Genomic DNA, 23,875 nt, shown 5'->3' with positions numbered 1-23,875 from the left:
GCCATTAGATAGCTATTAACAGAAACATCAATCCCTCAAATTCAACGAGTTATAAATCAACCACCACATGAACATCGAGCGTGTTTTTTTAAGAAGTTTAATGCCAAAGGGCTTGGCCGTCGAAGTATGAAGGATCACGAGGCAACTTACGCAAAGTGATTTCATCTCTTAAGTATAAATTGGCGAAGTTCTTTCGTTTTGTTCCTGATGCCGGCAGTTCTCCCAACACGTTGACAATCCTACTCACTTCTTGTGAATCAAAACTATAGCCTTGCTCAAGAAGCACCTCTAATACAGGGTATAGCTTTTTATATACTCGACTAGCATCCGCTTTTGAGTCTAAACGTGCTTTGATCTTTATTAGTATGGAATCTAATAGTGGTGCCTTCAAAAACTGGCCAAGTACATTGATTTCATTAACTATCACGTTCGCTACATAGCTATTGACGACTAGCTTAATGGAAAAAATGACATAGTACTCTCTAGTAAGTGCATGGCTGCTGAATATTACCATAGGATAAACATTCTCTAAGATGGTTATGCAAACAAAACTTGCACCAATCAAGGTTCGATATTTGGAATTAATAACGTCTACGTTAGCGAACCTTAAGAACAGAGAGACAATAACAATATAACTGATAAGCGACGAAATGAAGGCTAAGAGCTGTTCACCTATGGTCGCGTTCATTCCGTAAGCGTTAACGAAAGCCGACCCAATTGTTAATAGTGCAAATAAGATCATCGCTTGTTTTTGATAATTGTTTGTTTGCAAAGTTAGGGCTCCGTTTAATAAAGGCGCGGAGTATAGATGAAACTTGCAAATAATTTTATATCATTGATTTAAAATGGTTATTTTAACTATCCAATCAGTTATTTTGATTAGCTTGATGAGCAAAAAAGCCGTGTATTTGGTGTTTCTCAGTCAAGCTCTGTGCGACTTATGTCAATCGGCTTTTATAGTGTTCTGAAAATGTCTCTTTATGACCTAGGTTCTCTACACCAACCAACATTAGTTCTATCAGGAAGGCTTGAGCCAATTAGACGGCCACAAACGTCCAAGTCGCCATCAATCCGGGCATGCGATTGATTTCGTGGCTTACGATGAAAATAGCAAGGTGACATGGGACTTTAAGTATTATGAAGCCATCAGCAAAGCCTTTAAACAAGCGGCTAGGGAGCTTGATGTCTCTATCATTTGGGGCGGTGACTGGAAAAGCCTTAGAGATGGTCCACATGTTGAATTGAATCGTTTGGTGTACCCATGATTGGCGCATTATTGAATCTTGTGACCGGTGGCGTAGCGACGTATAAGCAGCTCAATCAAAACAAAGCTGAGGCGTTAAAGCGTAAAGATGAACTCGAAAATGAGAAGCATCAGGCGAGGGTACGTCGATTACAAAATGGCGAAGAGCAGGCCAGTAACCTTGATGACATCAGCATTCGAGATAGGGGATTTAAGGATGAATTTATCCTGTTAGTCGTCTTCGTGCCTCTCATCTTGTCTTTCATTCCTAATTACGCGCCATACGTCGAACAAGGCTTCAATGCACTGCAGAACATCCCTAACCCTTATTGGTTTGTAGTCGGTGCTGTTGTGTTGATACGCTAGGCATGCGCGCCATGCTGCGATACCTACTTTCTTTCAATTAGAAATTTTGCTACATGTTATTCCCTTGGATATTCAGATCAGCCAGATTTTTCGAGGCGCTCTAGCAGTAATCTAGGGGCGTCAAGTTTAGATATAGACAAAGAAGCTTTTAGTATATTGGAATCAGCTAGAATATTATGCACCAGAGGAGTAGGGGAAAACCTTACTCAATCTCAAATCGATATCGCAATTGAAGTCATCCCACAGATAGAAACATGGATGAAGTCCTTAATAAGTAGAATCAAGTGATCATGAGTGAATTTAAAAATAGAATTGAATCTCAGCGTGATGCTGTAAAAATCGTGAATAGTTTTAATTTATATAAAGAGCCTCTTTTTAGTCTTACCGAAAAGTCAATAATAAGATGGACCTCCGCTAATTTGATCGACCCTAAAGCTAAACATGTGGATTTGATTATGCAAGCATCTAAGAAATTGTTCTTTTTAGCTAACAAAAGTCAGGAACAAATCACTGAAGATTACAAAAAACTTTCGAAAGATGTTGAACTGATTTTTACAGAAATAAATAAAGAAATGAAGCGCTTAGCATAGGCTGGCAAGTCAACAACTTTACATTATGTCGAGAATTACTCCTTGGAGAGCGAGAAATTTATCACGTGTGGGTGTTGTTGTTATTTGAATTTGGTAGGCACCCAAGGCTTCGCTGGCATACGACGACCGCCACGAAATGGCAAAGGATGCTCTTTAGGTGGGTAAAACTTTGGGGAATCAATTCGGCCGTGGCGTTCAACGAGCTGACGATGTTCGTCGCGCCAATACGCAAAACTGAGCAATTCTTTCGGATTAAACTCGCGTCGTTCAGGCGTGATCAAGGTAGCACGGTCAAAGTGCACCTTAAATCCATTCCAACGATAGTCTAACGGCAAGTAACCGCGAGCGTGGATGTTCATCAATTTTTCGGCCATCGGGTTCACAGGGACTTCACCTGAGAGCCATCGTTGGACTGTGATTGGTTGAACGTGAAAAAAGGCCGCGGCGTCGTGGATATCACCAAAGTGATCGTGCACGAGATCCGCAAAGTGTGGCGTGAGCATGTGATCTCCTTCAAAAATTAAGACAAGCGCGCAAAGTTTTTTTTCTCCTTATAAAGTGTGTTTGTAGTAGAAAGTCTCTGGAAACGGCAACACGTGAGCGCAAAAATCAGAGACACGAAAACAAAGTATAGCCAACAATATTGAACTCAACGTGCATAAACGTGCAGATAAAATCCATAAAACCAACGACATTAAGGACTTAGTCCGGCGCCGTGTGCAAAATCTGCAAGGACTAAGGCATTGAAACCCCTCAGATTTCACATACAGTGACTGCGTATTATGTATATTATGTTAAATGGTGTTTGGTATTTATAAGGCAGGTATCTTTGTGCGATGCCCTGCCTCTTGTTTATCTACCAAATCGATGTTCTATTTAACAGTAAGGCTATTTACCATAAAATACCTAATAAACATATTTCCTAATCTTCGATTAAGAATACGTTTATTAGACTTCAAGCATTAATCGATCAATTGCTTCTGTGATCTCTTTAGTTCTTACTGGCTTGGTCACGAAATCATTCATGCCGACATCTAAGCACGAACATTTGTCTTCTACTGATGTGTGTGCTGTTAGCGCAACGATTGGTGTTTTGATGTTTGCGTCTCTCATGTATTTGGTTGTGGTTAATCCATCCATGACCGGCATCGACACATCCATTAAGATAATGTCTATTGATTCGTTGCCTCTTTCAATAAAGCCAATCGCTTCTTCACCATTACTTGCGATGAAAACCTCGTGGCCTTGTCTTGTAAGGATTAACTTTATCACCATTTGATTCGTTGGATTGTCTTCGACAACTAACACTGAATAACGGCTTCTTAACTCTCGTGAAGATTCGTCTTCTTTGTTAGCCAGATTATTCGTAACTCTAGTAAGCACTGGCAACTGTACTTCGAATTTGGAGCCTTTTCCAGGCTCACTCTTTACCGATATGCGCCCGCGCATCAGTTCAACCAGTCTTTTAGTGATGGCCAAGCCTAAACCTGTGCCACCAAATCTACGTGTGATTGTGCTATCAGCTTGCACAAATGGACTGAACAGCGACGAAAGTTGTTGCGAGCTAATGCCAATCCCTGTGTCTTCCACCGTTATATAGAAAGAGCTCTGCTGGTACTTTATAGAAACATGGACATGCCCACGCTCAGTGAACTTAATCGCGTTACCGATCAAATTAAATAGGATCTGTGCCAAGCGACTTGGGTCGATGTAATGAAGTTCACCTTCAGGGATATCGCTAGTTACTGTTAGCGGCAAACCTTTATCGTCTGCTGTCTTCTTTTGTTCAGATAATACAAAAGTTACAGTGTCTCTTGCGTTGCTCCATTGAGGAGCCAACGAGAAACACCCAGATTCAATCTTAGAAAAATCTAATACGTCACTGATAATTGCCAACAATAGCTCAGATGATGTGCTCATATTAAGCAGTATAGACTGTTGTTCTTCATTTAACTGTGTGGATTTTAATGCGTCAATCAATCCTATAATAGCGTTTAAAGGCGTTCTCAGTTCATGGCTCATCATAGCGAGGAATTCAGACTTGGCCTTGTTGGCTCTTTCTGCGTCTTTTCTTGCTGTGACAAGCTCTGCGGTACGTTCTCGAACGGTTGCTTCAAGCTTTTCTTTGTTCTCAATATCGAAAACAGCACGCTCTATCAACGGTCGAAAACGGTTTAGTGTGGCCTTAGTTTCAATACTAAAGTGCTTGGTATTCGAGTGGATAAAGATGATGACGGATTGTGTTAGTCCGCTATCGATACCAGTAATTAGAACAGAGTTGATTTGATCGAGGATAATGGGATGTAAGGAATTGAATTCACCCAGAGACTTGGGTTCAAAAAGGATGGCGCATTCTCCATTGATCACTCGAGATAACTTGCCACAATCACTCCAATTCATCTGTTCGAAGACTTTGTTATTGCTTAGCAGGGTTTTGAAACTGCCTTCGTTCCCTACCCTTGATACCACGATAAAGTCATCAAACTTAATGTATTTTTTGAGCACGAACTCGAGACTGGAGAATATCTCAGATATGTTACTTGCCTTACTGATCGCAGAGATGGTTGATAAGATCACCCTGTTCTCTTCAGCCAGCTTTCGCTCACGGGCTTTTAGTTTTTGCAGTTCAATACGTGCTTCTTGCAGCGCTTCTTGACCTTCAGAACCCATTACTTTTTCAACCTATAAAACGTTGCAGACGATACCATTAAATTCCCGTGTGCATTCTCGCCACCAGAGAGCCTGCCTTGTTCACCAAACGTAAATGGACATATGTATGGGAGCCCATTAAGTGCTTGATTTATTTGGTCACAAACCTCATCCATATCTTGTTTAAGGTTCAACATTGGGCCTGCACAAAAGATATTGATCGCCCCTAGTTTCTCTTCAAGATCCATGTCGTTGTAGTATGAGGAGTGAATGATATTCGCGGCGCGGCTAATCAACTGCTGCTTAGACCCTTGCATCAGGTAGATGGTGTCGCCTTCACTGATGTCTGTGAACAGCTCAATCCCATTACACTCCGTCTCTCTGATCGAATGAGACAATTTGAAATATGGGTAATCGTAAGAAGAGCCGACTTTCCTGCCTAATGGGTAGACTGACGACTTTTCGAATATGTAGCCATCATCACTGCCATCTAAGTGGAAATTAGTCCATTCGTTGTAAACGGTGACGGCTGGCCTGTGGTCTATCTCCAACAAAATTCGGTTTCTTACTTTGGTCACGGTGCCTGAATACCGCGTAGGCGTATGACCCGCGCTGAAAGAGGAATAGATGGACTGAGACGCAAACACTACCGTTAAAGACACACCATTTATAGACAGCGACTCTTCGGTGAAGATACTCCAATTTCCGGAAACCTGGTTGTCTGCAGCACTGCCACCAATAATTGGCACTTCAGTACCAAATTTCTTATCGATAGCCGCCATCACCTTTTCTTCGTTACCCGGTGTGGAATGCAGCAAGATAAGATCAGGAATTTCACCTTCTCGGTTGGCGTTCTTGAGTGCTTTGTCTATCGCGCTGAAGGTACTGCGGTCTATGGAGTCGCTGAAATGTTCGATTCCCGTACCATAGGCGTTGATCCCCGAGTCATGAATAATGAGGACGCCAATGACTGGACCAGAATGAAAACCAGTTTCGGTCATAATGCCGTGACAAGTAGTACAGCCATGTATGGGAGTGTTCGGGAGAGCATCTACGAAATATCTCTGCACAGCGAGTGTCGAATACTCTTCTGTGCTGTAGCAAATAAGACAAGCAATATCGTCAGGGTTTTCCACCCCGCTGAGCAACTCATCTACTGCGATTTTATCGTCTAGGGAGTAAGAGACTTTTGATAGAAATTTCATAGATTCTGGGTAACTTTATTAATGCTCTCTTTATAACACTTTAATGCATTGTGTTTCACTGATTTGGTACATGTTTCTATCAAAAGAACCGAGGTGTGCCCCAGTTTCTCTCTGTTACTCCTTAGAAAGGTTTACAGAAAACGTGCTCACCTGTTGTGGAAATGTAACCGTTATTGAGGAGGTCTTATCACTAGTTTGTAACAGCCAATTTGATGGTCCTTTTTCTTCCAGAATTCCGCTTTCATTATAGCTAATGATAAATTTGCCAGTTTTAGATGTTTCGATCGAATACCCTAGGTTATTGCTTGAAACTGAAACATTATGATTATCAATACCAAATTTACAAGGTTTTGAAACTATACAGTTTACTGTTTCGTTATTATCGTATGTTACTGTTCTCCAAGTAAATGCAGCTATTAAAACAACCAACATGACGATAATTTGAACAAGCCTGCCTTTTGTTAGCTTTTGTGCCGCCATTATAATCTTTACTCCTTGTTACAAAGTTCAAAGTTTTTAAATAAAAATCCAATTCCAGACCAAGCGTAAGGTTACTACTCTGTCATTGATTTGTTAATTCAAGTATAGTGTCGCGTTGAAAATGCCACTTTTTTTTAAAATCAGCAAGTGGAAATAAAGCCCTGAATAGGCTGAATTTCCTTTTCTAATTTGGGTGGCATTACGACGTGAGTCGTGTTGGAAGTAAAGTGTAGTAAATAAGAAATTGGAAGCATGCAAATGAGCCAAGAAAAGCAGCTTGAACAAAACTACAACTATACGGTCGTCCGTCAATTTACCCTAGTTACAATTTTGTGGGGTATTGTCGGTATGGGCGTTGGTGTTTTGATTGCCGCTCAATTAGTTTGGCCACAGCTAAACTTTGATACGCCGTGGTTGACGTACAGTCGTTTACGTCCCCTGCATACTAATGCGGTTATTTTTGCGTTCGGTACAAGTGCGCTGTTTGCAACATCATATTATGTTGTACAACGTACCTGTCAGACGCGTCTCTTTGGTGGCCCTCTCGTAGCCTTTACCTTTTGGGGTTGGCAAGCGATTATCCTGTCCGCTGCAATTACTTTACCGTTAGGTTTAACCTCTGGTAAAGAATACGCAGAACTTGAATGGCCAATCGATATTGCTATTACTCTTGTGTGGGTAGCTTATGCGGTCGTGTTCTTCGGAACCATGATTAAACGTAAGACATCGCACATTTACGTAGCAAACTGGTTCTTCGGAGCCTTCATTATCACGGTTGCCGTGTTGCACATCGTTAACAGCCTAGCTGTTCCTGTCTCTGCGTTTAAATCGTACTCGATTTATTCCGGAGCGATCGATGCAATGGTGCAATGGTGGTACGGACACAATGCGGTAGGCTTCCTATTGACAGCAGGTTTCCTAGGTATGATGTACTACTTCGTTCCTAAACAAGCTGGTCGCCCCGTTTACTCTTACCGTTTGTCGATTGTTCACTTCTGGGCTCTCGTGTCTCTGTATATCTGGGCTGGTCCTCACCACCTACACTACACTGCACTTCCTGACTGGACTCAATCTCTAGGTATGGTTATGTCTTTGGTTCTGTTTGCTCCATCTTGGGGTGGCATGATCAACGGTATTATGACTCTATCTGGTGCGTGGCATAAGCTTCGCTACGACCCAATCCTACGTTTCCTAATCGTTTCTCTATCATTCTACGGCATGTCGACTTTCGAAGGCCCAATGATGGCAATCAAAACGGTTAACGCACTATCTCACTACACGGACTGGACTATCGGTCACGTTCACTCTGGTGCGTTAGGTTGGGTTGCAATGGTTTCTATCGGTTCGGTTTACCACTTAGTTCCTAAACTATTTGGTCAAGAGCGTATGTACTCTGTATCCCTAATCAATGTTCACTTCTGGTTAGCAACGATTGGTACGGTTTTCTACATTGTAGCAATGTGGATCTCTGGCGTGATGCAAGGTCTGATGTGGCGTGCAGTTAACTCTGACGGTACATTAACTTACAGCTTCGTTGAATCTGTAGAAGCGTCTTACCCGTTCTACTTTGTACGTTTCTTAGGTGGTTTCATCTTCCTATCTGGTATGTTCTTAATGGCATACAACACGTACAAAACTGTTTCTGCACCTAAAGATAGCCTTAAAGCTATCCCTCAACCGGCTTAAGGAGATTTAGAATGAGCTCAAATTCAAATAATCGCCATGAGTTGGTAGAGAAGAATGTTGGCCTACTAGCGATTCTTATCGTTATTGCTATCAGTTTTGGTGCTTTAGTAGAAATTACCCCACTTATTTTCCAAAAGCAGACTACTGAACCTGTAGAAAATCTACGTGTTTACTCTGCTCTGGAAATGGAAGGTCGTGATATCTACATTCGCGAAGGTTGTAACGTATGTCACAGCCAAATGATTCGTCCTTTCCGCTCTGAAACTGAACGTTACGGTCACTACTCTGTAGCTGGCGAAAGCGTTTGGGAACACCCATTCCTATGGGGTTCTAAGCGTACTGGTCCTGATTTAGCGCGTGTTGGTGATCGTTACTCTGATGAGTGGCACCGCGTTCACCTTATCGACCCTCGCGAACTTGTTCCTGAATCAAACATGCCTGGTTTCCCATGGCTTGCTGAGAATGTACTTGATGGCAAATTGACTAAACAGAAGCTTGAAATCTTCCGTAATCAATTTGGTGTTCCTTACACAGACGAACAAATTGCTAACGCTAAACAAGATGTTGAAGGAAAAACAGAGATGGATGCAATCATCGCTTACCTTCAATCGCTTGGCCACGCAATGAAATAAGGAATAATTATGGACATTATTACATTTCAAAGTGTTTGGACTGTTACTGTTTTTGCTTGTTTCATCGGCATCGTTTGGTGGGCTTTCGGTAAAAATCGTAAGTCGCGCTTCGACGAAGATGCAAACCTAGTGTTCGCTGATGAAGCACCTGCGAAAGATAAAAATCAAGGAGTGACGAAGTAATGAGTACATTCTGGAGTATTTGGGTAACAGTAATCACAATCGGTACATTGATTGGCTGTGCAGCCTTACTTCGTTGGTGTTCCAACGATAAAACAGGTGTAGAAGAAGGTCAGGATATGGGCCATGAATACGATGGTATTCGTGAGCTTAATAACCCGCTACCTAAATGGTGGACATACCTTTTCGTTAGCACAATTGTGTTTGCAGCTGTTTATCTAGCTCTATACCCAGGCCTTGGCAACTTTAAAGGTCTACTAGGTTGGACGAGTTCAAACCAAACAGTTCGTAGCGTAGAAGAGTCTCGCTCTGCAATCGCTGCTGCGCAAGCAAACAAACAGTTAGACGCATACGCGAAAGAACTTGATGATGCTGACACCTACTTTGGTGAAGCTTTCAGAAAGCTAGCTCACGACGAAAATGGTCTACGTTCTGTCCCTGACATTGCATCAGATGCCGATGCAATCAAAGTGGGCCAACGTTTGTTCCTACAAAACTGTTCTCAGTGTCACGGCTCTGATGCACGTGGTCAGAAAGGTTTCCCGAACCTAACTGATGACGCATGGCTATATGGTGGTGAACCACAAGCTATCGTTACTACCATCATGCATGGTCGTGTCGGTCAAATGCCAGGTTGGAAAGACGCTCTTGGCGAAGAAGGCGTAAAAGAAGTAGTTAGCTACACGCTTAGCCTTTCTGGTCGTAGCGTAAACGCACGTGAAGCAGAGGCTGGTAAAGCGCGCTTTGTAGTGTGTGCAGCCTGTCACGGTACTGATGGTAAGGGTAACCCTGCTGTTGGCGCACCTGACTTGACTGACCGCGACTGGCTATTTGGCGATTCTCGCGCTGATGTGACGGAAACAGTCATGTACGGACGTTCTGGTGTAATGCCGGCTTGGAAGGACATCCTCGGTGAGGATAAGGTTCAGCTCGTCTCTGCCTACGTCTGGAGCCTCAGCAACTCAGATAAAGAGTAACATAATAATAACAGCCCCTTCTTAAGGGGCTGTCTTTCTTTTACAGTTATAACCTTAAGTGTTTGTAAAAATTAGTTTTATTTCATTGTATATATTGAGAATAATAATATGGAACAACCTTGGTATAAGCAGTTTTGGCCGTGGTTTTTGATCTTCCTAACCGTTGGCGTTTCTATGCTAACATTGGTTCGAGTCGCGATACTTACCAACCATTCAGTTAACGTTGTCACTGAAGATTACTATAAAAAAGGTAAAGGTATTAATGTCGACATTTCGAAAGTAAATGTTGCTAAAGAGCTTGGCTTATCAGCTTCAGTTAGCGAGAAAGGTAACTCAGTTATCATTACTCTCGACAAAGGCAAACTAGACCACTTCCCTGCTATTAGCGCAATGTTCGTGCACCGAACGCTGCCTGACCGTGATTTTACTCAGCTACTGACCGCTGATGCGAGAGGCAACTACACGTTGACTCTGGATCATGAAATGCAAGGTCCATGGTTTATCGAGCTTTCTCCGCATGATTCTGAATGGTTAGTGCAAGGTCGCATGAACTTCCCTATTGATACTCCTACTCAACTAACGAACTAAATCTTATGTGTGAATCCTGTTATCACTGCGGTGAAGATGTACCAGCGGAAACGGATTTTAAAGTAGAAATCTTAGGATCGGTGCGACCTATGTGTTGTCCGGGTTGCGAAACCGTAGCCCAGACAATCGTTGATAGCGGTCTGGTCTCTTACTACCAATATCGTACCGCTCCAGCTGAAAAAGCGGATCTCGTGCCAGAGCAACTTCTGGCACTCAGTCATTACGACAACGAAGATGTTCAATTGGAGTTCGTCCGTAACTCTGAAAACACCTCTGAAGTGACATTGTCACTAGAAGGTGTCTCTTGTGCTGCTTGTGCTTGGCTTATTGAAAAGCAAGTCTCTTCAAAGTTAGGGGTTGTTAGTATTCGTGTTAATACCACGACTAACCGCGCCCTGCTCAGTTGGGACAACACTCAGACGAAACTGAGCGAGCTGTTGTCTGCAATCCATACCTTAGGCTACAAAGCCGCACCTTTTGAGGCTGATCAACAAGAAGCCGCCTATCATCGATCGATGAAGAATTATCTCTATCGTCTTGGTATTGCTGGTTTAGCAACCATGCAGGTCATGATGCTGGCTGTGGCGTTGTATCTTGAAGTCTTCGGTAACCTTGAGCCCGAATTCAAAAGCTACTTCCGTTGGGTGAGCTTAATCTTTGCAACACCGGTTCTGCTCTACTCTGCATTGCCTTTCTATATCAACGCGTGGCGTAGCCTCAAAGGTCGAACATTGGGTATGGATGTACCTGTGTCGATCGCTCTTTTGTTTGCCTACGTTGCAAGTTTGGTCGCAACGGTGACAGAGAAAGGTGAAGTATTCTTCGAATCTATCTCGATGTTTACCTTCTTCCTACTGCTTGGTCGTTTCCTTGAAATGCGCGCTCGTCGTAAAGCCGCCGCTGCTAGTGGTAACCTGCTTAAGCTCGTTCCTGCTATGGCAACAACGTTAGATGGCGAACAAGTTCCAGTCAAAACCTTAAAAGTTGGCGACCAAATTCGCGTTCTACCGGGTGAGCACATTCCTGCCGATGGCAAAGTATTGTCTGGCAGAGTTCATATCGATGAATCGATGCTGACTGGCGAATCTATCCATGTAGTCAAAAACGAAGGCGATACCGTCTTTGCTGGTACATTGAATGGTGATGAATCATTTGAATTGGAAGTAATGACGTCAAAAGCGGATTCGGTGATTTCCAACATCGTTCGCCTGCAAGACGAAGCGCAATTGTCTAAACCTCGAATTGCAGAAATTGCTGATGTTGTGGCTCGATACTTTGTTGCGGTGATCTTAATCATTTCGTTCGGTACTTGGTTCTACTGGCACCAAACACGACCAGAAGACGCTTTCTGGATCATGCTTTCGGTATTGGTCGCAACGTGTCCTTGTGCTCTGTCACTTGCAACACCGACGGCGATTACTTGTTCAACGTCTCGCATGGGTAACTTCGGTATTTTGCTGCGCAAAGGCCACGTATTCGAAACCTTGTGCAAAGTGAATCACTTGATCATCGATAAAACAGGTACATTGACTGAGGGTGATATTCGTATCAGCCAAGTTGAAACCTTCGCTGAACTTGATAAAGACACTTGTCTCAAAGTAGCGGCGAGCCTGGAACAACACGCTAACCACCCTATCGCTAAAGCGTTCAAGACTCATCTTTCTGATGAGATCGAAGTAGAGTCAGTTAATAACGTGATTGGTTCAGGTATCACTGGTGAGTGGAATGGCCAAGAAGTTGCGATTGGTAGTAGTGAATTCATTCTAGGTGAAGCTCAACCATCGGAAAGCAACGGCATTTACTTGTCGATGGCGGGTCGTCATATCGCTACATTTACTTATGAAGATCCAATCCGTAAAGAAAGCATCGAGTTTATTAAGCAGTTTAAAGAAGCGGGCATCAAAACAACTCTGCTTACTGGCGATTCTTTGATTAACGCGAAGCCTGTTGCTGAAGAGATTGGTATTACTGATATTGTTGCTAACGCGAAACCTGAAGATAAACTTGCTTACCTGAACTCTCGAGATGCAAGTGACATTACCATGATGGTTGGCGATGGCATTAACGATGCCCCTATTCTTGCAGGTGCCCACCTTTCTGTCGCTATGGGCGGCGGTACAGACGTGGCGAAAGCTTCTGCGGATATGGTGTTACTGGGTGATAAGCTCGATAGATTACTTAAGTCGCGTACTTTGGCGTTAAAAACACGTAAGATAATTCGTGAAAACCTAGCTTGGTCATTAGGATATAACTTACTTATCCTTCCATTGGCTGTCGCGGGTTTGGTTGCTCCATACATTGCCGTTGTGGGCATGTCTGCCAGCTCTATTATTGTTGTGTCTAACTCGTTAAGGCTTTTAAAAGAGCAAGGTAAATAATGGAAAGTTTATACATCCTGATCCCCATTGCGATTGTACTGGTGTGCATCGCTGTTGGTATTTTTCTATGGGCGGTGAAGAGCGAACAGTTTGAAGACCTAGAACGTCAAGGTCACAATATACTGTTTGATGAAGACGAAAAGGCTCACAACCATTCTGATAGTAAACCTGTCAAGAATGAGAAAGCTAACAGCGAAAGCCAAACTAACGTAGACAAAAAGAACGATGACGCCTGATTGGATCGGAGCCTTTGTTGTTGGATTGATCGGCGCAGGCCATTGCATGGGAATGTGTGGTGGTATTGCGTCGCTTCTTTCGATTGGCAACAGTAAACCTTCCCCTGTTATTCCCCTACTTTATAACCTAGGGCGCTTGCTAAGTTATGCCGTGATTGGTGGTGTGATTGGCGGTGCAATCTCTTCGATAGGTCAGCTAAGCGATTTTAACGCTCTGCTAGGTTGGCTGCGATTATTTGCAGCTGGCTTTATGATCGTCTTAGGTTTGTATATCGGTAAATGGTGGTTCGGCTTGTTGTTCTTTGAAAAAGTCGGGCAGAAACTATGGCGCTATATCTCTCCTTTAGGTAAATCATTTCTACCCTTGAAGCACCCTAGCCATGCTTTGCCGTTTGGCTTTATTTGGGGTTGGCTACCATGTGGCTTAGTTTACTCAATGCTTACGTGGGCGGCGGTATCAGGAAGTTGGTACAACGGTGCAGGTATCATGCTTGCTTTCGGTTTAGGTACGCTTCCAGCAATGCTCACAGTAGGTATGGGCGCTAATTTCCTCAAAAAAATGCAACAAGCTGACTTATTTCGCCAATTAGGCGCAATTTTAATCCTCCTTTATGGTTTCTATACCGGATATATGGCATTGCAGCTCATTATTTATACCGTATAGCCATTCTTTAAATCCGGTTTTTTTACTACCCAACTGGATAAAGGAATGCTAAAATATTGACGTATATCAAATAGTGAAAGATTGTTATGATTTCTGAAAAGCCTGTGACGAAACGTGTTCAGTCTGGTGGCTGTGCGATCCATTGCCAGGATTGTAGTATTAGCCAGCTCTGTATTCCGTTTACTTTGAATGAATCTGAACTCGATCAACTTGATCAGATCATTGAGAGAAAAAAGCCTATTCAAAAAGGCCAAGAGTTATTTAAAGCCGGTGACGAGCTTAAATCTCTATATGCTATTCGCTCTGGAACGATCAAGAGCTACACGATTACCGAGCAAGGTGATGAGCAGATTACTGCATTCCACCTAGCGGGCGATCTTGTTGGCTTCGATGCGATTACTGGTGACCAACACCCTAGTTTTGCACAAGCGCTAGAAACTTCTATGGTATGTGAAATCCCATATGAGATTCTTGATGACCTATCAGGAAAAATGCCTAAATTGCGTCAGCAAATTATGCGCCTGATGAGTAACGAGATTAAAGGTGACCAAGAAATGATTCTGCTTCTTTCTAAGAAGAACGCGGAAGAGCGTCTTGCTGCATTCCTTTACAACCTTTCGACTCGCTTCTCTCAACGTGGCTTCAGCCCGCGTGAGTTCCGCCTAACGATGACTCGTGGCGATATTGGTAACTACCTTGGTTTGACTGTTGAAACAATCAGCCGTCTTCTAGGTCGCTTCCAAAAAGCAGACATCTTGAGCGTTAAAGGCAAATATATCACTATCGAAGATCACGATGCGTTGATGGAACTTGCTGGCGTTTCAAAAGAATAGTCTAGATATCAATGATGTAGTTCAATAATGAGCTACATCATGTTTCTCTCTTAAAACCTCTTATATTTCTCTTAATCTCTCCATAACTACGCTACATTATTTATATGTTCGGTCTGAAAAGTAGGCTTAGTTATGAGTATCTATAACAAAATTTTAGTTGTCGCAGACATTAATCACGATGAGCAACCTGCTCTAGTTCGTGCTATTCAACTTGCTAAGAAAAGCACCTCAACAAGCCACATCACTTTCTTTTTGTCGATATACGACTTCTCGTATGAAATGACATCTATGCTCTCTATCGATGAAAGAGACGCAATGCGCAAAGGCGTAATTCACCAACGCGAAATTTGGATGAATAAAGTCGCAGAACCTTACCTAGATGATTCTATTGAATTTAATGTACAAGTGGTTTGGCATAACCGCCCGTACGAAGCGATCATTGCTGAGGTTTACAGCGGCGAGCACGACATCTTAATCAAAGGTACGCGTAAACACGATACTTTGGAATCTGTCATCTTCACTCCAACCGATTGGCATCTGTTGAGAAAGTGCCCTAGCCCAGTGCTATTGGTTAAAAACGATTTCTGGCCAGATCACGCGAAGATTTTTGCTTCAGTTCATGTAGGTTCTGAAACAGAAGCTCATTTAGAGCTTAACGATACGATGGTCGATAGATTGCTAGAGATCACCGGTCGTTTGGATGCGGAACCGTTCTTGGTGAATGCCTACCCTGTGACACCTGCGAATATTACCATTGAACTGCCAGAGTTTGATCCAACGTCTTATACCGATGCGGTTCGTGGCCATCACTTAACGGCAATGAAAGCATTGCGCCAGAAGCACGGTATGTGTGAAGAACAAACTGTGGTTGAACAAGGCTTGCCAGAAGATGTTATTCCTCGCGTCGCTTCTGAAAATAACGCTGCGATGGTGATTCTGGGTACAACGGGTCGTACTGGCTTGTCTGCCGTGTTTATTGGTAATACCGCGGAACATGTTATCGATAAGATTAACTGTGATGTGTTGGCTCTTAAACCGTCTGGTTACGTTAGCCCACTAGACCCTAACCTTTCGAAAGGTTAGGTCAGGGATAGTTTAACTTATAAAAAAACGCCTCAAGCATTGCTTGAGGCGTTTTTGTTTGTCTGTTGTAGGCGCATCTATTGCTCTACAACGATTATTCTTATTATACGTTCGTTACGTCGATGAACATTGACTCATCGATGTTAGAAGATGAAATTTCAGCTTCTTCGAATTCGTACGCTTTGCGGTCTTCACTACGGTCTAGTGGAAGGTTCACGAAGTCAAACAGCTCGCGGTCAGCCAGTTGGCTTGGACTTACGTTCTGGATTGACTTGAAGATCTTCTCAACACGACCTGGCGTTTTCTTATCCCAATCAATTAGCATCGCTTTAATGTTCTGACGCTGTAGATTCTCTTGAGAGCCACATAGGTTACAAGGAATGATTGGGAACTCTTTATGTTCTGCGTATTTGATTAGGTCCGTTTCACGACAGTAAGTCAGTGGACGAATAACAACGTTACGACCATCATCTGAACGAAGCTTTGGTGGCATAGCCTTTAAGCGCGCACCGTGGAACATGTTTAGGAACATGGTCTCAACGATGTCGTCTAGGTGGTGACCCAGAGCGATCTTAGTTGCACCAATCTTCTCTGCGAATGAGTACAAAGTACCACGACGAAGACGAGAACATAGGCCACACGTTGTTTTACCTTCTGGCACTTTCTCTTTAACCACTGAATACGTGTCTTTATCTACGATGTAGTAAGGAATGTTCAGCGTTTCAAAGTACTCAGGAAGAATGTGTTCAGGGAACCCAGGTTGTTTTTGATCTAGGTTTACTGCCACAACATCAAATTTGATCGGTGCTGCTTCACGTAAACGTAGCAAAATATCTAACATCGCAAATGAATCTTTACCGCCACTAATACATGCCATTACTACGTCATTCTCTTCGATCATGTTGTAGTCGATGATGGCATTTCCAACATTTCTTCTCAGACGTTTCTGAAGTTTGTTGAATTCAAGTGTTTCTTTTCTATTATCGTTTTGGTTCATTGCGACTCTCACACCGTCGTATTACCGACTGTAGATTGCTAGTGGGACTGTTTTAGGGCGTGGATTATACGGATTTTTATTTGATGTTGAAATAGTAACGGCCGGATAAACAAGCTGAGTAATAGAAAGATTCTGCTTTTATTGTTCGATAAGCGCCTAAACGGCAGAGAAACGCGGCTTCAAAAGCTCTCGGTTGGTATCATAGATAAAGAAAAGCAGCCTGATCTTATTCGATGAGGCTGCTTTAAGATATGTCGCAAAAACTTAGGGGGATGATTTCGCTAAGCTTTTACTTCACTAACAATGATTCTGTTAAAAATTATTGCGCGGGAATGTACGGCAATACGCGAACTGTTGGTTCTGGCAACGTGATGCTGTCACTTCCATTCAGTTCTTCTAAGATGAATTTCGCACGTCCTTCTTTGATTGGTAGTTGCTTGCCATTTGAAAGCTCGATGTTGCCTTCCAGCTTATTAGCGAACTCTAGCGTTAACCCTTGGATATCTGGCGTGAACCAACCAGAGAACATACCGCTGACGTCTTCAAGCATCGCCTGCATCTGTGGCAATAGATTTTCTATCTGTGTAACTTCAACAGTTCCAACTAAAGGCTCTTGAGTCATCACGACCAAAGAATACGCACATTCTTGTTCTTGAGTTTGTACAAAGATAAGAGGGTTTGCTGAACGAAGGTTTTGATCTACCGGTAGAAGCAGTTCATTGGCTGGAGAGACTTTTAGCTCTTCGTAGTGCTCTTCTTTTTCCATCCAAGCTTTGCTGATGTGACAGGTTTGCTGAGCTTGTTGATCAACAAAGAAGACCGCAACTTTGACATCATCATGCCCTTCTTTGGTGTTGTTTTTCAGCTGAGTATAAAGCTTAGAATACGTGAACATGTATTCTTGCGCTGTAGCAGGAAGAGAAACCCCAAGGCTTAATGAGGCTAATAAAGCGAGTGCTGTCTTTTTCATTATTATAATCTTGTCGAAGTTGAGCGTTTATAAATAGAAAGAGCAGCCAATGAGCTGCTCTTTTTGTGATATTACTGGTATAAGCCGACTATCGAAGGCAACCAAGTTGGTATCAAAATGAGTTACTTTTTCCAGTATACCTCGTTGTGACGGATCATAGCTTGTAAATCAGTCACATAGTCGGAACCTCGCTCAGAATATTTTAACAAGCCATTGGTGAGCTCTGTCGCCGTTGCGGTTGTTAAAAGATCATCACCTTGCGCATCAAGCTTTGCACGAATCACTCTTAGATCGGCGTAAGCACGATTACGATTAAGGTTCATGAAATACCGATGTACGGATTCTTGGCTTGAAGAGAATGTTGCGACTTCATGCGAGCTACCTTCGTTACGTTGTAGCGGAACAAGGCCACAACCTTTGGTGTAACACCAGTGTCCAAAATAGTTATTTGCTTTAGTGGCGAAACGAGATGTACCCCAAGCTGATTCATTGGCCGCCTGAGTTAACACAAGCGCTTCAGGTAGCACGTTTACACGATTCAACATTTCTTTCAGCCAAGCGTCATTTAAGCCCGATGAAGGTACAGGCAGGCTATATAGCTTCCCTAGTCTCTTTGCGTATGACGCGTCTTCAGAGTCAACATTGTTCAACCCCGTCTCTGAAAGCTTGGTTAGAAACGCACGTTCTTTGGTGATTCGCTTGTTTTCGATGTTGATACTTGGGCGAAGATAAGAAAAGAAGGTGTCTTTCTTTTTATTTACATCTTCAATCGCTGCGAAATCTGGCTTATCAGAAGAGACGGTCAAGTCACCAAAGTTTTGCTCTGAGTCTGAAGCCTTTTGCCCCGCTCGCCTGCGCTCTTCTTCTTGTTGGTAAAGCATTGGGCCAACTAACGAGATCGAGCCAACTAAGGCTAATGCTGTCACTTTTAGCGCAAGTGATTTACTTGAGCTTAATTTAGAGTTGTTATGCATCGAATACCTGTGGGTCTTTATTGTTGCTACCGTTGTGGTCGTCGTCGCTCTTTGGTCTGTCTGACGCGATCAGTTTGAGTTTAATGCCAAACATCTCGCGGTAAAGGATACCTTTCACGTGGAAGAAGAATGGAAGAACGAAGATTAAGCCAATGCCGTACATCATTGCCGCGACGATGAACATCAGCATTACTAATAGGTAGATAGAAGCAACGGTGAAGATTTTTTTGTTGACAGCACGCAGAGAAAGCAGCAGCGATTGCATTGGCGGCACTTTCTTATCACAAATCAGCAGAATCGAATGGCTGAACGCCAGTGAGAAGTAGATAGACAAGAACGGCAGAATCATACCTGCGATGCCTTGAAGCATTAGGCTAAACAAAGTCACTAGAATAACCGGAACCGTAAACTGCAAACCTTTACCGATGTGGCGTACTTTGGTTTGTAGGCCAGCGGCGTGACTCATTGCCATTAAACAGATACCCGCATAGATAGGCGCACTGATCACTTCATAGCTAAAGTTCGCGATAAAAATCGATTCAACGATTTGTGGCGTAAACGACTCAGGGTCGATAACTGCATCTAAGATAACCGCGGGATCACCAAGCTGTAGTTTTAGTGCGATATAAAAGATAGCGAGCTGCACAAACATCAAAGCAATAATCGCTGGGGAAAACGAAAGAAAGTGACTTATCGTATGTTTCCAAGCTTCTTGGAATACAGCCGTTGCTTTGAGCTCATAATCGCCAGAAAGTGCACGGTTGATACTACCGCCCAAATTAAAATCTTTTTCGATGTCGTTGTTCATATTGATACCTAGGTGTGCCGATTAAGCGAAGCCACCTAACTTATTGATAAAAAATTACCTTCATTATACTCATATGTCGGATACAAACTAAAATATGAATCTGTAACAAGGCTTGCTTTTGCGTCTTGATGGTTAATAATTAGACACTTGTTAGGGTGTAAACCCAGTAAATAACAGTATGGTAAAGGATGTTTACTTTTACCTGCGAAATTTTTTATCTTCGAAAGGTAAAAAATGCTTTGAATTCACGTTTTTGGTGATTATGATGCGCGCCTTAAAGGTGTATAGCAACAGGTCTCAAATAGAACCAAGGTGGAGAAAAACAGACGTTGAACGCTAAAAAATCAGTAGGAAAGCCAGTAGTACAGCTAACTGGCATCAGTAAAAGTTTCGATGGTAAGGAAGTCATCGGCAATCTGGATTTAAACGTAAATCATGGTGAGTTTCTCACGATTTTAGGCCCATCAGGTTGTGGTAAAACAACCGTGCTAAGAATGATTGCGGGTTTTGAAACGGCAGATAGTGGTCAAATACTATTAGCTGAACAAAACGTAACCCAAGTTCCTGCTGAACAAAGGCATGTAAACACTGTATTCCAAAGCTATGCCCTATTCCCGCATATGACCGTTTTCGACAATGTGGCATTTGGCTTACGCATGCAGAAAGTTCCAAACAGCGATATTGAACCTCGTGTAATGGATGCTTTGAAAATGGTGCGCCTAGAGCAAATGGCACAACGAAAGCCACACCAGCTATCTGGTGGTCAACAGCAACGTATCGCAATCGCTCGTGCTGTCGTTAATAAGCCTAAAGTTCTTTTGTTGGATGAATCTCTATCTGCTCTGGATTACAAACTACGTAAACAGATGCAAATCGAGCTGAAACAATTACAACGCCAACTTGGTATCACGTTCATTTTTGTAACGCATGACCAAGAAGAGGCGCTGTCTATGTCTGACCGTATTATTGTTATGCGTGATGGCGTGATTGAACAAGACGGAACACCAAGAGAGATCTACGAAGAGCCTAAGAACCTATTTGTAGCGCGTTTCATTGGTGAAATTAACGTATTCGAAGCGACAGCGAAATCTCGTCAAGATGAAAAACGCATTGTTGCGACAATCGAAGGTGAAGAGTCCATTATCTATCACGATAAAGACGTAACACCGGGTCAAAAACTGCAAGTATTGCTTCGCCCTGAAGATCTTCGAATCGAAGAAATTAAAGAGTCAGAGCAACGCGGTATTGTTGGCCACATTGTCGAGCGAACCTATAAAGGCATGACATTAGATTCAGTCGTAGAACTTGAATCTGGTATGCGTGTCATGGTTAGCGAATTCTTCAACGAAGATGACCCTGATGTTGATCACTCACTGGGCCAAAAAGTTGCAGTAACTTGGGTTGAGAGCTGGGAAGTGGTATTAGAAGATGAGCAAGAAGTTTAATTTACAAAACGCAATTGTTGCTTTAATCACAGGTTGGTTAGTGTTGTTCGTGATGATTCCAAATATCATGATCATTGGTACTAGCTTCTTAACTCGTGATGAAGCGAACTTGATCGAGATGACCTTCACTCTCGATAACTACGTGCGTTTGGCTGACCCGCTGTATTTTAAAGTGTTGATGCACTCTTTCTATATGGCAATTGTCGCAACCCTACTTTGTTTGATTATTGGTTACCCATTCGCTTACATCGTGGCAAAAATGCCGGCGAAGTGGCGTCCAATCATGTTGTTCCTGGTGATAGTACCATTCTGGACGAACTCTTTGATTCGTACATACGGATTAAAAATTGTACTGGGTACGCAAGGTGTCTTGAACAAAAGCTTGTTAGCGTTAGATATCATTGATAAACCGCTACGTATCATGTACTCAGAAACCGCAGTAATGATCGGTTTAGTGTACATCCTACTTCCGTTTATGATTCTGCCGCTGTATTCAGCGATTGAAAAACTGGACGATACGTATTTAGAAGCGGCTAAAGATTTAGGTGCGAACAAACTGCAAACGCTATTGAAAGTGGTACTACCACTAACAATGCCGGGCATTATTGGCGGCTGTTTGTTAGTGCTACTGCCAGCGTTAGGTATGTTCTACATCTCTGACCTATTAGGCGGAGCTAAGAACCTATTGATTGGTAACGTGATTAAGAGCCAAGTGCTCAACGCTCGAGACTGGCCGTTTGGCGCAGCGACGAGTATCGCACTGACCATGGCAATGGCTGTGATGCTGTATGCCTACTACCGAGCAGGTAAGCTATTGAACAAGAAAGTGGAGCTAGACTAATGGGGCGCACAGTTAAGTTCAGCTTTATGGCGCTGGTATACGCCTTTCTATACCTACCTATTATCGTATTGATCGCTAACTCGTTTAATGCCAATAAGTTTGGTATGAAATGGGGTGGCTTCACCACTAAATGGTATGACGCGCTTATTAACAACGACAGCCTAATGCAGGCTGCGTGGCACTCGATCAACGTAGCGGTGTTCTCAGCAACAGCCGCAACGATTGTCGGGAGCCTTACAGCAGTAGCCCTATTCCGTTACCAATTTAAAGGTAAAGGCATCGTAAATGGCATGCTGTTCATCGTAATGATGTCTCCAGATATCGTAATGGCGATTTCGCTTCTTGCGCTATTCTTGGTAATGGGTGTTCAACTTGGGTTCTTTACCCTACTTGCTGCTCACATTACCTTCTGTCTACCGTTTGTTGTAGTAACGGTATACAGTCGCTTGAATGGCTTTGATGTGAAGATGCTAGAAGCAGCAAAAGACTTAGGTGCAAGTGAATGGACGATTCTAAAACAGATCATTCTGCCTCTTGCTAAGCCAGCGGTTGCTGCGGGTTGGTTATTGAGCTTCACTCTGTCTTTGGACGATGTAATCATTAGCTCTTTCGTAACCGGCCCAACGTATGAAATCTTACCACTGAAGATTTACTCAATGGTTAAAGTGGGTATCTCTCCTGAGGTAAACGCCCTAGCAACAGTGATGTTAGTGGTGTCGTTAATACTGGTGATCATTTCTCAGTCATTAGCGAGAGAAAAAATCAAGTAAGTCTCCTACTCTATATAGAGACTGGCTTGATTAAGAAGTTAAGAGACTTCAAGTTCAAAAAAAGTGTTAATCATAAACAGAATGGTAAATTGCCATTCTGTTTTTCTATCTACTGCCTTCGGGCAACGTTTAGTTTGGAGCTAACGTCAATGAAAAAATGGGCTACTCTATTAGCTGGTAGTGCATGTGCGCTTTCAATGTTATCTGCACCATCATTTGCAAAAGATAACAAAGAATTGGTATTCATGAATTGGGGACCTTACATCAACAGTGAGATTCTAGAACAGTTCACTGATGAAACTGGTATCAAGGTGATCTACTCGACTTACGAGTCGAACGAAACCCTGTACGCAAAGCTAAAAACACACAACAAAGGCTATGACCTAGTTGTGCCGTCGACTTACTTCGTATCTAAGATGCGTGACGAAGGTATGCTACAAAAGATCGACAAAACTAAGCTGAACAACTTCAAGAATCTAGATACTAACTATCTAGATAAGCCGTACGACCCAAGCAACGACTACTCTATTCCACACGTAGTTGCGATCACAGGTCTTGCTGTTAACACTGACATGTACGATCCAGAAGATTTCCAAAGCTGGGCTGATCTATGGAAGCCAGAGCTTGAAGGTCAACTGATGATGATGGACGACACTCGTGAAGTGTTCCACATCGCACTGCGTAAGTTAGGTTACTCTGGTAACACAACCAACGAAAAAGAGATCGACGAAGCGTACGCTGAGCTACAAAAGCTTATGCCAAACGTTCTAGTATTTAACTCAGACAACCCAGGCGCGCCTTACATGTCTGGTGAAGTGGGTCTTGGTATGCTGTGGAACGGTTCTGCTGCTGCAGCGCAAAACGAAGGTCTACCAATCAAACTGGTTTTCCCTAAAGAAGGCGGTATCGGTTGGGTTGATAACTTTGCGATTAGCTCTGGTGCGGTAAACGTAGAAGCAGCTCATAAGATGATTGATTTCCTACTTCGCCCTGAAATTGCTGAGCAAATTTCTCGTGACACAGGCTACCTAACGGCCGTTAAAGCGTCTAACGAGAAGTTCAAAGATAGCCCTGCGCTATTCCCATCGCAAGAAGACCTTGATCGTGTTGAATGGCAAGCTGCGGTTGGCGATAAGACAGTTAAGTACGAAGATTACTTCATGAAACTTAAAGCAGGTCAGTAATTTAGCTTATTATCTAACTGTGGCTAAGTAACCAGTTTACTTAACAGGTCAACGTAGATAATCAATAAGTTAAAAATAAGAATATCAATGAATAGG

Annotated in this window: 24 protein-coding genes and 2 pseudogenes; 17 read left to right on the top strand and 9 right to left on the bottom strand. The window is 42.9% G+C overall.

Going from position 1 to position 23,875, the window contains the following annotated elements:
• Positions 1–97 precede the first annotated feature (97 nt).
• Positions 98–772, bottom strand: a complete 675-nt coding sequence (locus AB4185_RS05255; RefSeq protein ID WP_372135042.1) for a hypothetical protein — start codon at positions 770–772, stop codon at positions 98–100.
• A gap of 244 nt (positions 773–1,016) precedes the next feature.
• Between AB4185_RS05255 and AB4185_RS05250 the strand changes: the two are divergent.
• The 3 genes and pseudogenes from AB4185_RS05250 to AB4185_RS05240 form a co-directional block, all read left to right on the top strand.
• Positions 1,017–1,265: pseudogene (locus AB4185_RS05250) on the top strand (M15 family metallopeptidase); the annotation flags it as partial.
• Positions 1,262–1,650 (top strand): annotated as a pseudogene (locus AB4185_RS05245) (hypothetical protein). The pseudogenes AB4185_RS05250 and AB4185_RS05245, both read left to right, overlap by 4 nt.
• Before the next feature lie 249 nt (positions 1,651–1,899).
• Complete coding sequence (locus AB4185_RS05240; RefSeq protein WP_229647984.1) at positions 1,900–2,199, top strand: hypothetical protein; 300 nt, start codon at positions 1,900–1,902, stop codon at positions 2,197–2,199.
• Positions 2,200–2,279: 80 nt separating this feature from the next.
• Here AB4185_RS05240 and AB4185_RS05235 read toward each other — a convergent pair whose 3' ends face one another.
• The 4 genes from AB4185_RS05235 to AB4185_RS05220 form a co-directional block, all read right to left on the bottom strand.
• The gene (locus AB4185_RS05235; protein ID WP_102333346.1) at positions 2,280–2,702 is read right to left on the bottom strand and encodes a phage protein; all 423 of its coding nucleotides are present in this window, start codon (positions 2,700–2,702) and stop codon (positions 2,280–2,282) included.
• A 445-nt stretch (positions 2,703–3,147) separates the two neighbouring features.
• Positions 3,148–4,869: an ATP-binding protein gene (locus AB4185_RS05230; RefSeq protein ID WP_372135040.1), complete on the bottom strand. Its 1,722-nt coding sequence runs from the start codon at positions 4,867–4,869 to the stop codon at positions 3,148–3,150.
• A complete protein-coding gene (locus tag AB4185_RS05225; RefSeq protein ID WP_372135038.1) occupies positions 4,869–6,053 on the bottom strand; it encodes an FIST signal transduction protein in 1,185 nt (394 codons plus the stop codon). The genes AB4185_RS05230 and AB4185_RS05225 overlap by 1 nt, the downstream gene beginning before the upstream one ends.
• A 114-nt stretch (positions 6,054–6,167) precedes the next feature.
• Positions 6,168–6,533, bottom strand: a complete 366-nt coding sequence (locus AB4185_RS05220) for a hypothetical protein (RefSeq protein ID WP_372098693.1) — start codon at positions 6,531–6,533, stop codon at positions 6,168–6,170.
• A 252-nt stretch (positions 6,534–6,785) separates the two neighbouring features.
• On the opposite strand from AB4185_RS05220, the gene ccoN reads away from it, so the two are divergent.
• The 10 genes from ccoN to uspE all read left to right on the top strand — a co-directional run bounded on the left by ccoN (position 6,786) and on the right by uspE (position 15,790).
• Positions 6,786–8,219, top strand: coding sequence for a cytochrome-c oxidase, cbb3-type subunit I (ccoN, locus tag AB4185_RS05215; RefSeq protein WP_009846707.1), 1,434 nt, complete (start codon positions 6,786–6,788; stop codon positions 8,217–8,219).
• 11 nt (positions 8,220–8,230) lie between these two features.
• Positions 8,231–8,851, top strand: coding sequence for a cytochrome-c oxidase, cbb3-type subunit II (gene ccoO / locus AB4185_RS05210; RefSeq protein ID WP_017059643.1), 621 nt, complete (start codon positions 8,231–8,233; stop codon positions 8,849–8,851).
• 9 nt (positions 8,852–8,860) lie between these two features.
• Positions 8,861–9,034 carry a CcoQ/FixQ family Cbb3-type cytochrome c oxidase assembly chaperone gene (locus tag AB4185_RS05205; protein ID WP_004733679.1) on the top strand — a complete coding sequence of 58 codons (174 nt, stop codon included), beginning with the start codon at positions 8,861–8,863 and terminating at the stop codon, positions 9,032–9,034.
• On the top strand, positions 9,034–10,008 hold the full coding sequence (ccoP, locus tag AB4185_RS05200; protein ID WP_017063857.1) for a cytochrome-c oxidase, cbb3-type subunit III: 975 nt from the start codon (positions 9,034–9,036) through the stop codon (positions 10,006–10,008). The genes AB4185_RS05205 and ccoP overlap by 1 nt, the downstream gene beginning before the upstream one ends.
• Positions 10,009–10,116: 108 nt before the next feature.
• The gene (locus AB4185_RS05195; RefSeq protein ID WP_017059641.1) at positions 10,117–10,596 is read left to right on the top strand and encodes a FixH family protein; all 480 of its coding nucleotides are present in this window, start codon (positions 10,117–10,119) and stop codon (positions 10,594–10,596) included.
• A 5-nt stretch (positions 10,597–10,601) separates the two neighbouring features.
• Positions 10,602–12,974 (top strand): heavy metal translocating P-type ATPase metal-binding domain-containing protein, encoded by a 2,373-nt coding sequence (locus AB4185_RS05190; RefSeq protein WP_029235846.1) that lies wholly within the window; start codon positions 10,602–10,604, stop codon positions 12,972–12,974.
• Positions 12,974–13,210, top strand: coding sequence for a cbb3-type cytochrome oxidase assembly protein CcoS (gene ccoS / locus AB4185_RS05185; RefSeq protein ID WP_017059639.1), 237 nt, complete (start codon positions 12,974–12,976; stop codon positions 13,208–13,210). The genes AB4185_RS05190 and ccoS overlap by 1 nt, the downstream gene beginning before the upstream one ends.
• A complete protein-coding gene (locus AB4185_RS05180) occupies positions 13,200–13,874 on the top strand; it encodes a sulfite exporter TauE/SafE family protein (RefSeq protein WP_102428850.1) in 675 nt (224 codons plus the stop codon). The genes ccoS and AB4185_RS05180 overlap by 11 nt, the downstream gene beginning before the upstream one ends.
• 86 nt (positions 13,875–13,960) lie before the next feature.
• Positions 13,961–14,707: an FNR family transcription factor gene (locus AB4185_RS05175; RefSeq protein ID WP_017059637.1), complete on the top strand. Its 747-nt coding sequence runs from the start codon at positions 13,961–13,963 to the stop codon at positions 14,705–14,707.
• Between the two features lie 132 nt (positions 14,708–14,839).
• On the top strand, positions 14,840–15,790 hold the full coding sequence (gene uspE / locus AB4185_RS05170) for a universal stress protein UspE (RefSeq protein ID WP_017070547.1): 951 nt from the start codon (positions 14,840–14,842) through the stop codon (positions 15,788–15,790).
• A 103-nt stretch (positions 15,791–15,893) separates the two neighbouring features.
• Here the strand turns inward: uspE and ttcA are convergent, their stop codons facing one another.
• The 4 genes from ttcA to AB4185_RS05150 all read right to left on the bottom strand — a co-directional run bounded on the left by ttcA (position 15,894) and on the right by AB4185_RS05150 (position 19,539).
• A complete protein-coding gene (gene ttcA / locus AB4185_RS05165) occupies positions 15,894–16,787 on the bottom strand; it encodes a tRNA 2-thiocytidine(32) synthetase TtcA (RefSeq protein ID WP_017059635.1) in 894 nt (297 codons plus the stop codon).
• Between the two features lie 319 nt (positions 16,788–17,106).
• Positions 17,107–17,757: a DUF2987 domain-containing protein gene (locus AB4185_RS05160; protein WP_102333343.1), complete on the bottom strand. Its 651-nt coding sequence runs from the start codon at positions 17,755–17,757 to the stop codon at positions 17,107–17,109.
• Between the two features lie 122 nt (positions 17,758–17,879).
• Positions 17,880–18,731 (bottom strand): glucosaminidase domain-containing protein, encoded by an 852-nt coding sequence (locus tag AB4185_RS05155; protein WP_102333342.1) that lies wholly within the window; start codon positions 18,729–18,731, stop codon positions 17,880–17,882.
• A complete protein-coding gene (locus AB4185_RS05150) occupies positions 18,724–19,539 on the bottom strand; it encodes a membrane protein (RefSeq protein WP_017063864.1) in 816 nt (271 codons plus the stop codon). The genes AB4185_RS05155 and AB4185_RS05150 overlap by 8 nt, the downstream gene beginning before the upstream one ends.
• A 329-nt stretch (positions 19,540–19,868) precedes the next feature.
• Here AB4185_RS05150 and potA point away from each other — a divergent pair, with 329 nt between their 5' ends.
• The 4 genes from potA (at position 19,869) to AB4185_RS05130 (ending at position 23,779) form a co-directional block, all read left to right on the top strand.
• The gene (gene potA / locus AB4185_RS05145; protein WP_372135036.1) at positions 19,869–20,984 is read left to right on the top strand and encodes a spermidine/putrescine ABC transporter ATP-binding protein PotA; all 1,116 of its coding nucleotides are present in this window, start codon (positions 19,869–19,871) and stop codon (positions 20,982–20,984) included.
• The gene (gene potB / locus AB4185_RS05140; RefSeq protein ID WP_017059630.1) at positions 20,968–21,825 is read left to right on the top strand and encodes a spermidine/putrescine ABC transporter permease PotB; all 858 of its coding nucleotides are present in this window, start codon (positions 20,968–20,970) and stop codon (positions 21,823–21,825) included. Before potA ends, potB begins: the two co-directional genes overlap by 17 nt.
• A complete protein-coding gene (potC, locus tag AB4185_RS05135) occupies positions 21,825–22,595 on the top strand; it encodes a spermidine/putrescine ABC transporter permease PotC (protein WP_017059629.1) in 771 nt (256 codons plus the stop codon). Before potB ends, potC begins: the two co-directional genes overlap by 1 nt.
• Before the next feature lie 149 nt (positions 22,596–22,744).
• Positions 22,745–23,779: an extracellular solute-binding protein gene (locus AB4185_RS05130; RefSeq protein WP_017059628.1), complete on the top strand. Its 1,035-nt coding sequence runs from the start codon at positions 22,745–22,747 to the stop codon at positions 23,777–23,779.
• The last annotated feature ends 96 nt before the right edge of the window (positions 23,780–23,875 follow it).

It is taken from the genome of Vibrio sp. 10N.286.48.F5 (assembly GCF_041469785.1).
Taxonomy (GTDB): Bacteria; Pseudomonadota; Gammaproteobacteria; order Enterobacterales; family Vibrionaceae; genus Vibrio; species Vibrio crassostreae_C.
Note: the sequence above shows the minus strand (reverse complement) of the source record. Positions and strands in the feature narration are given on the sequence as shown.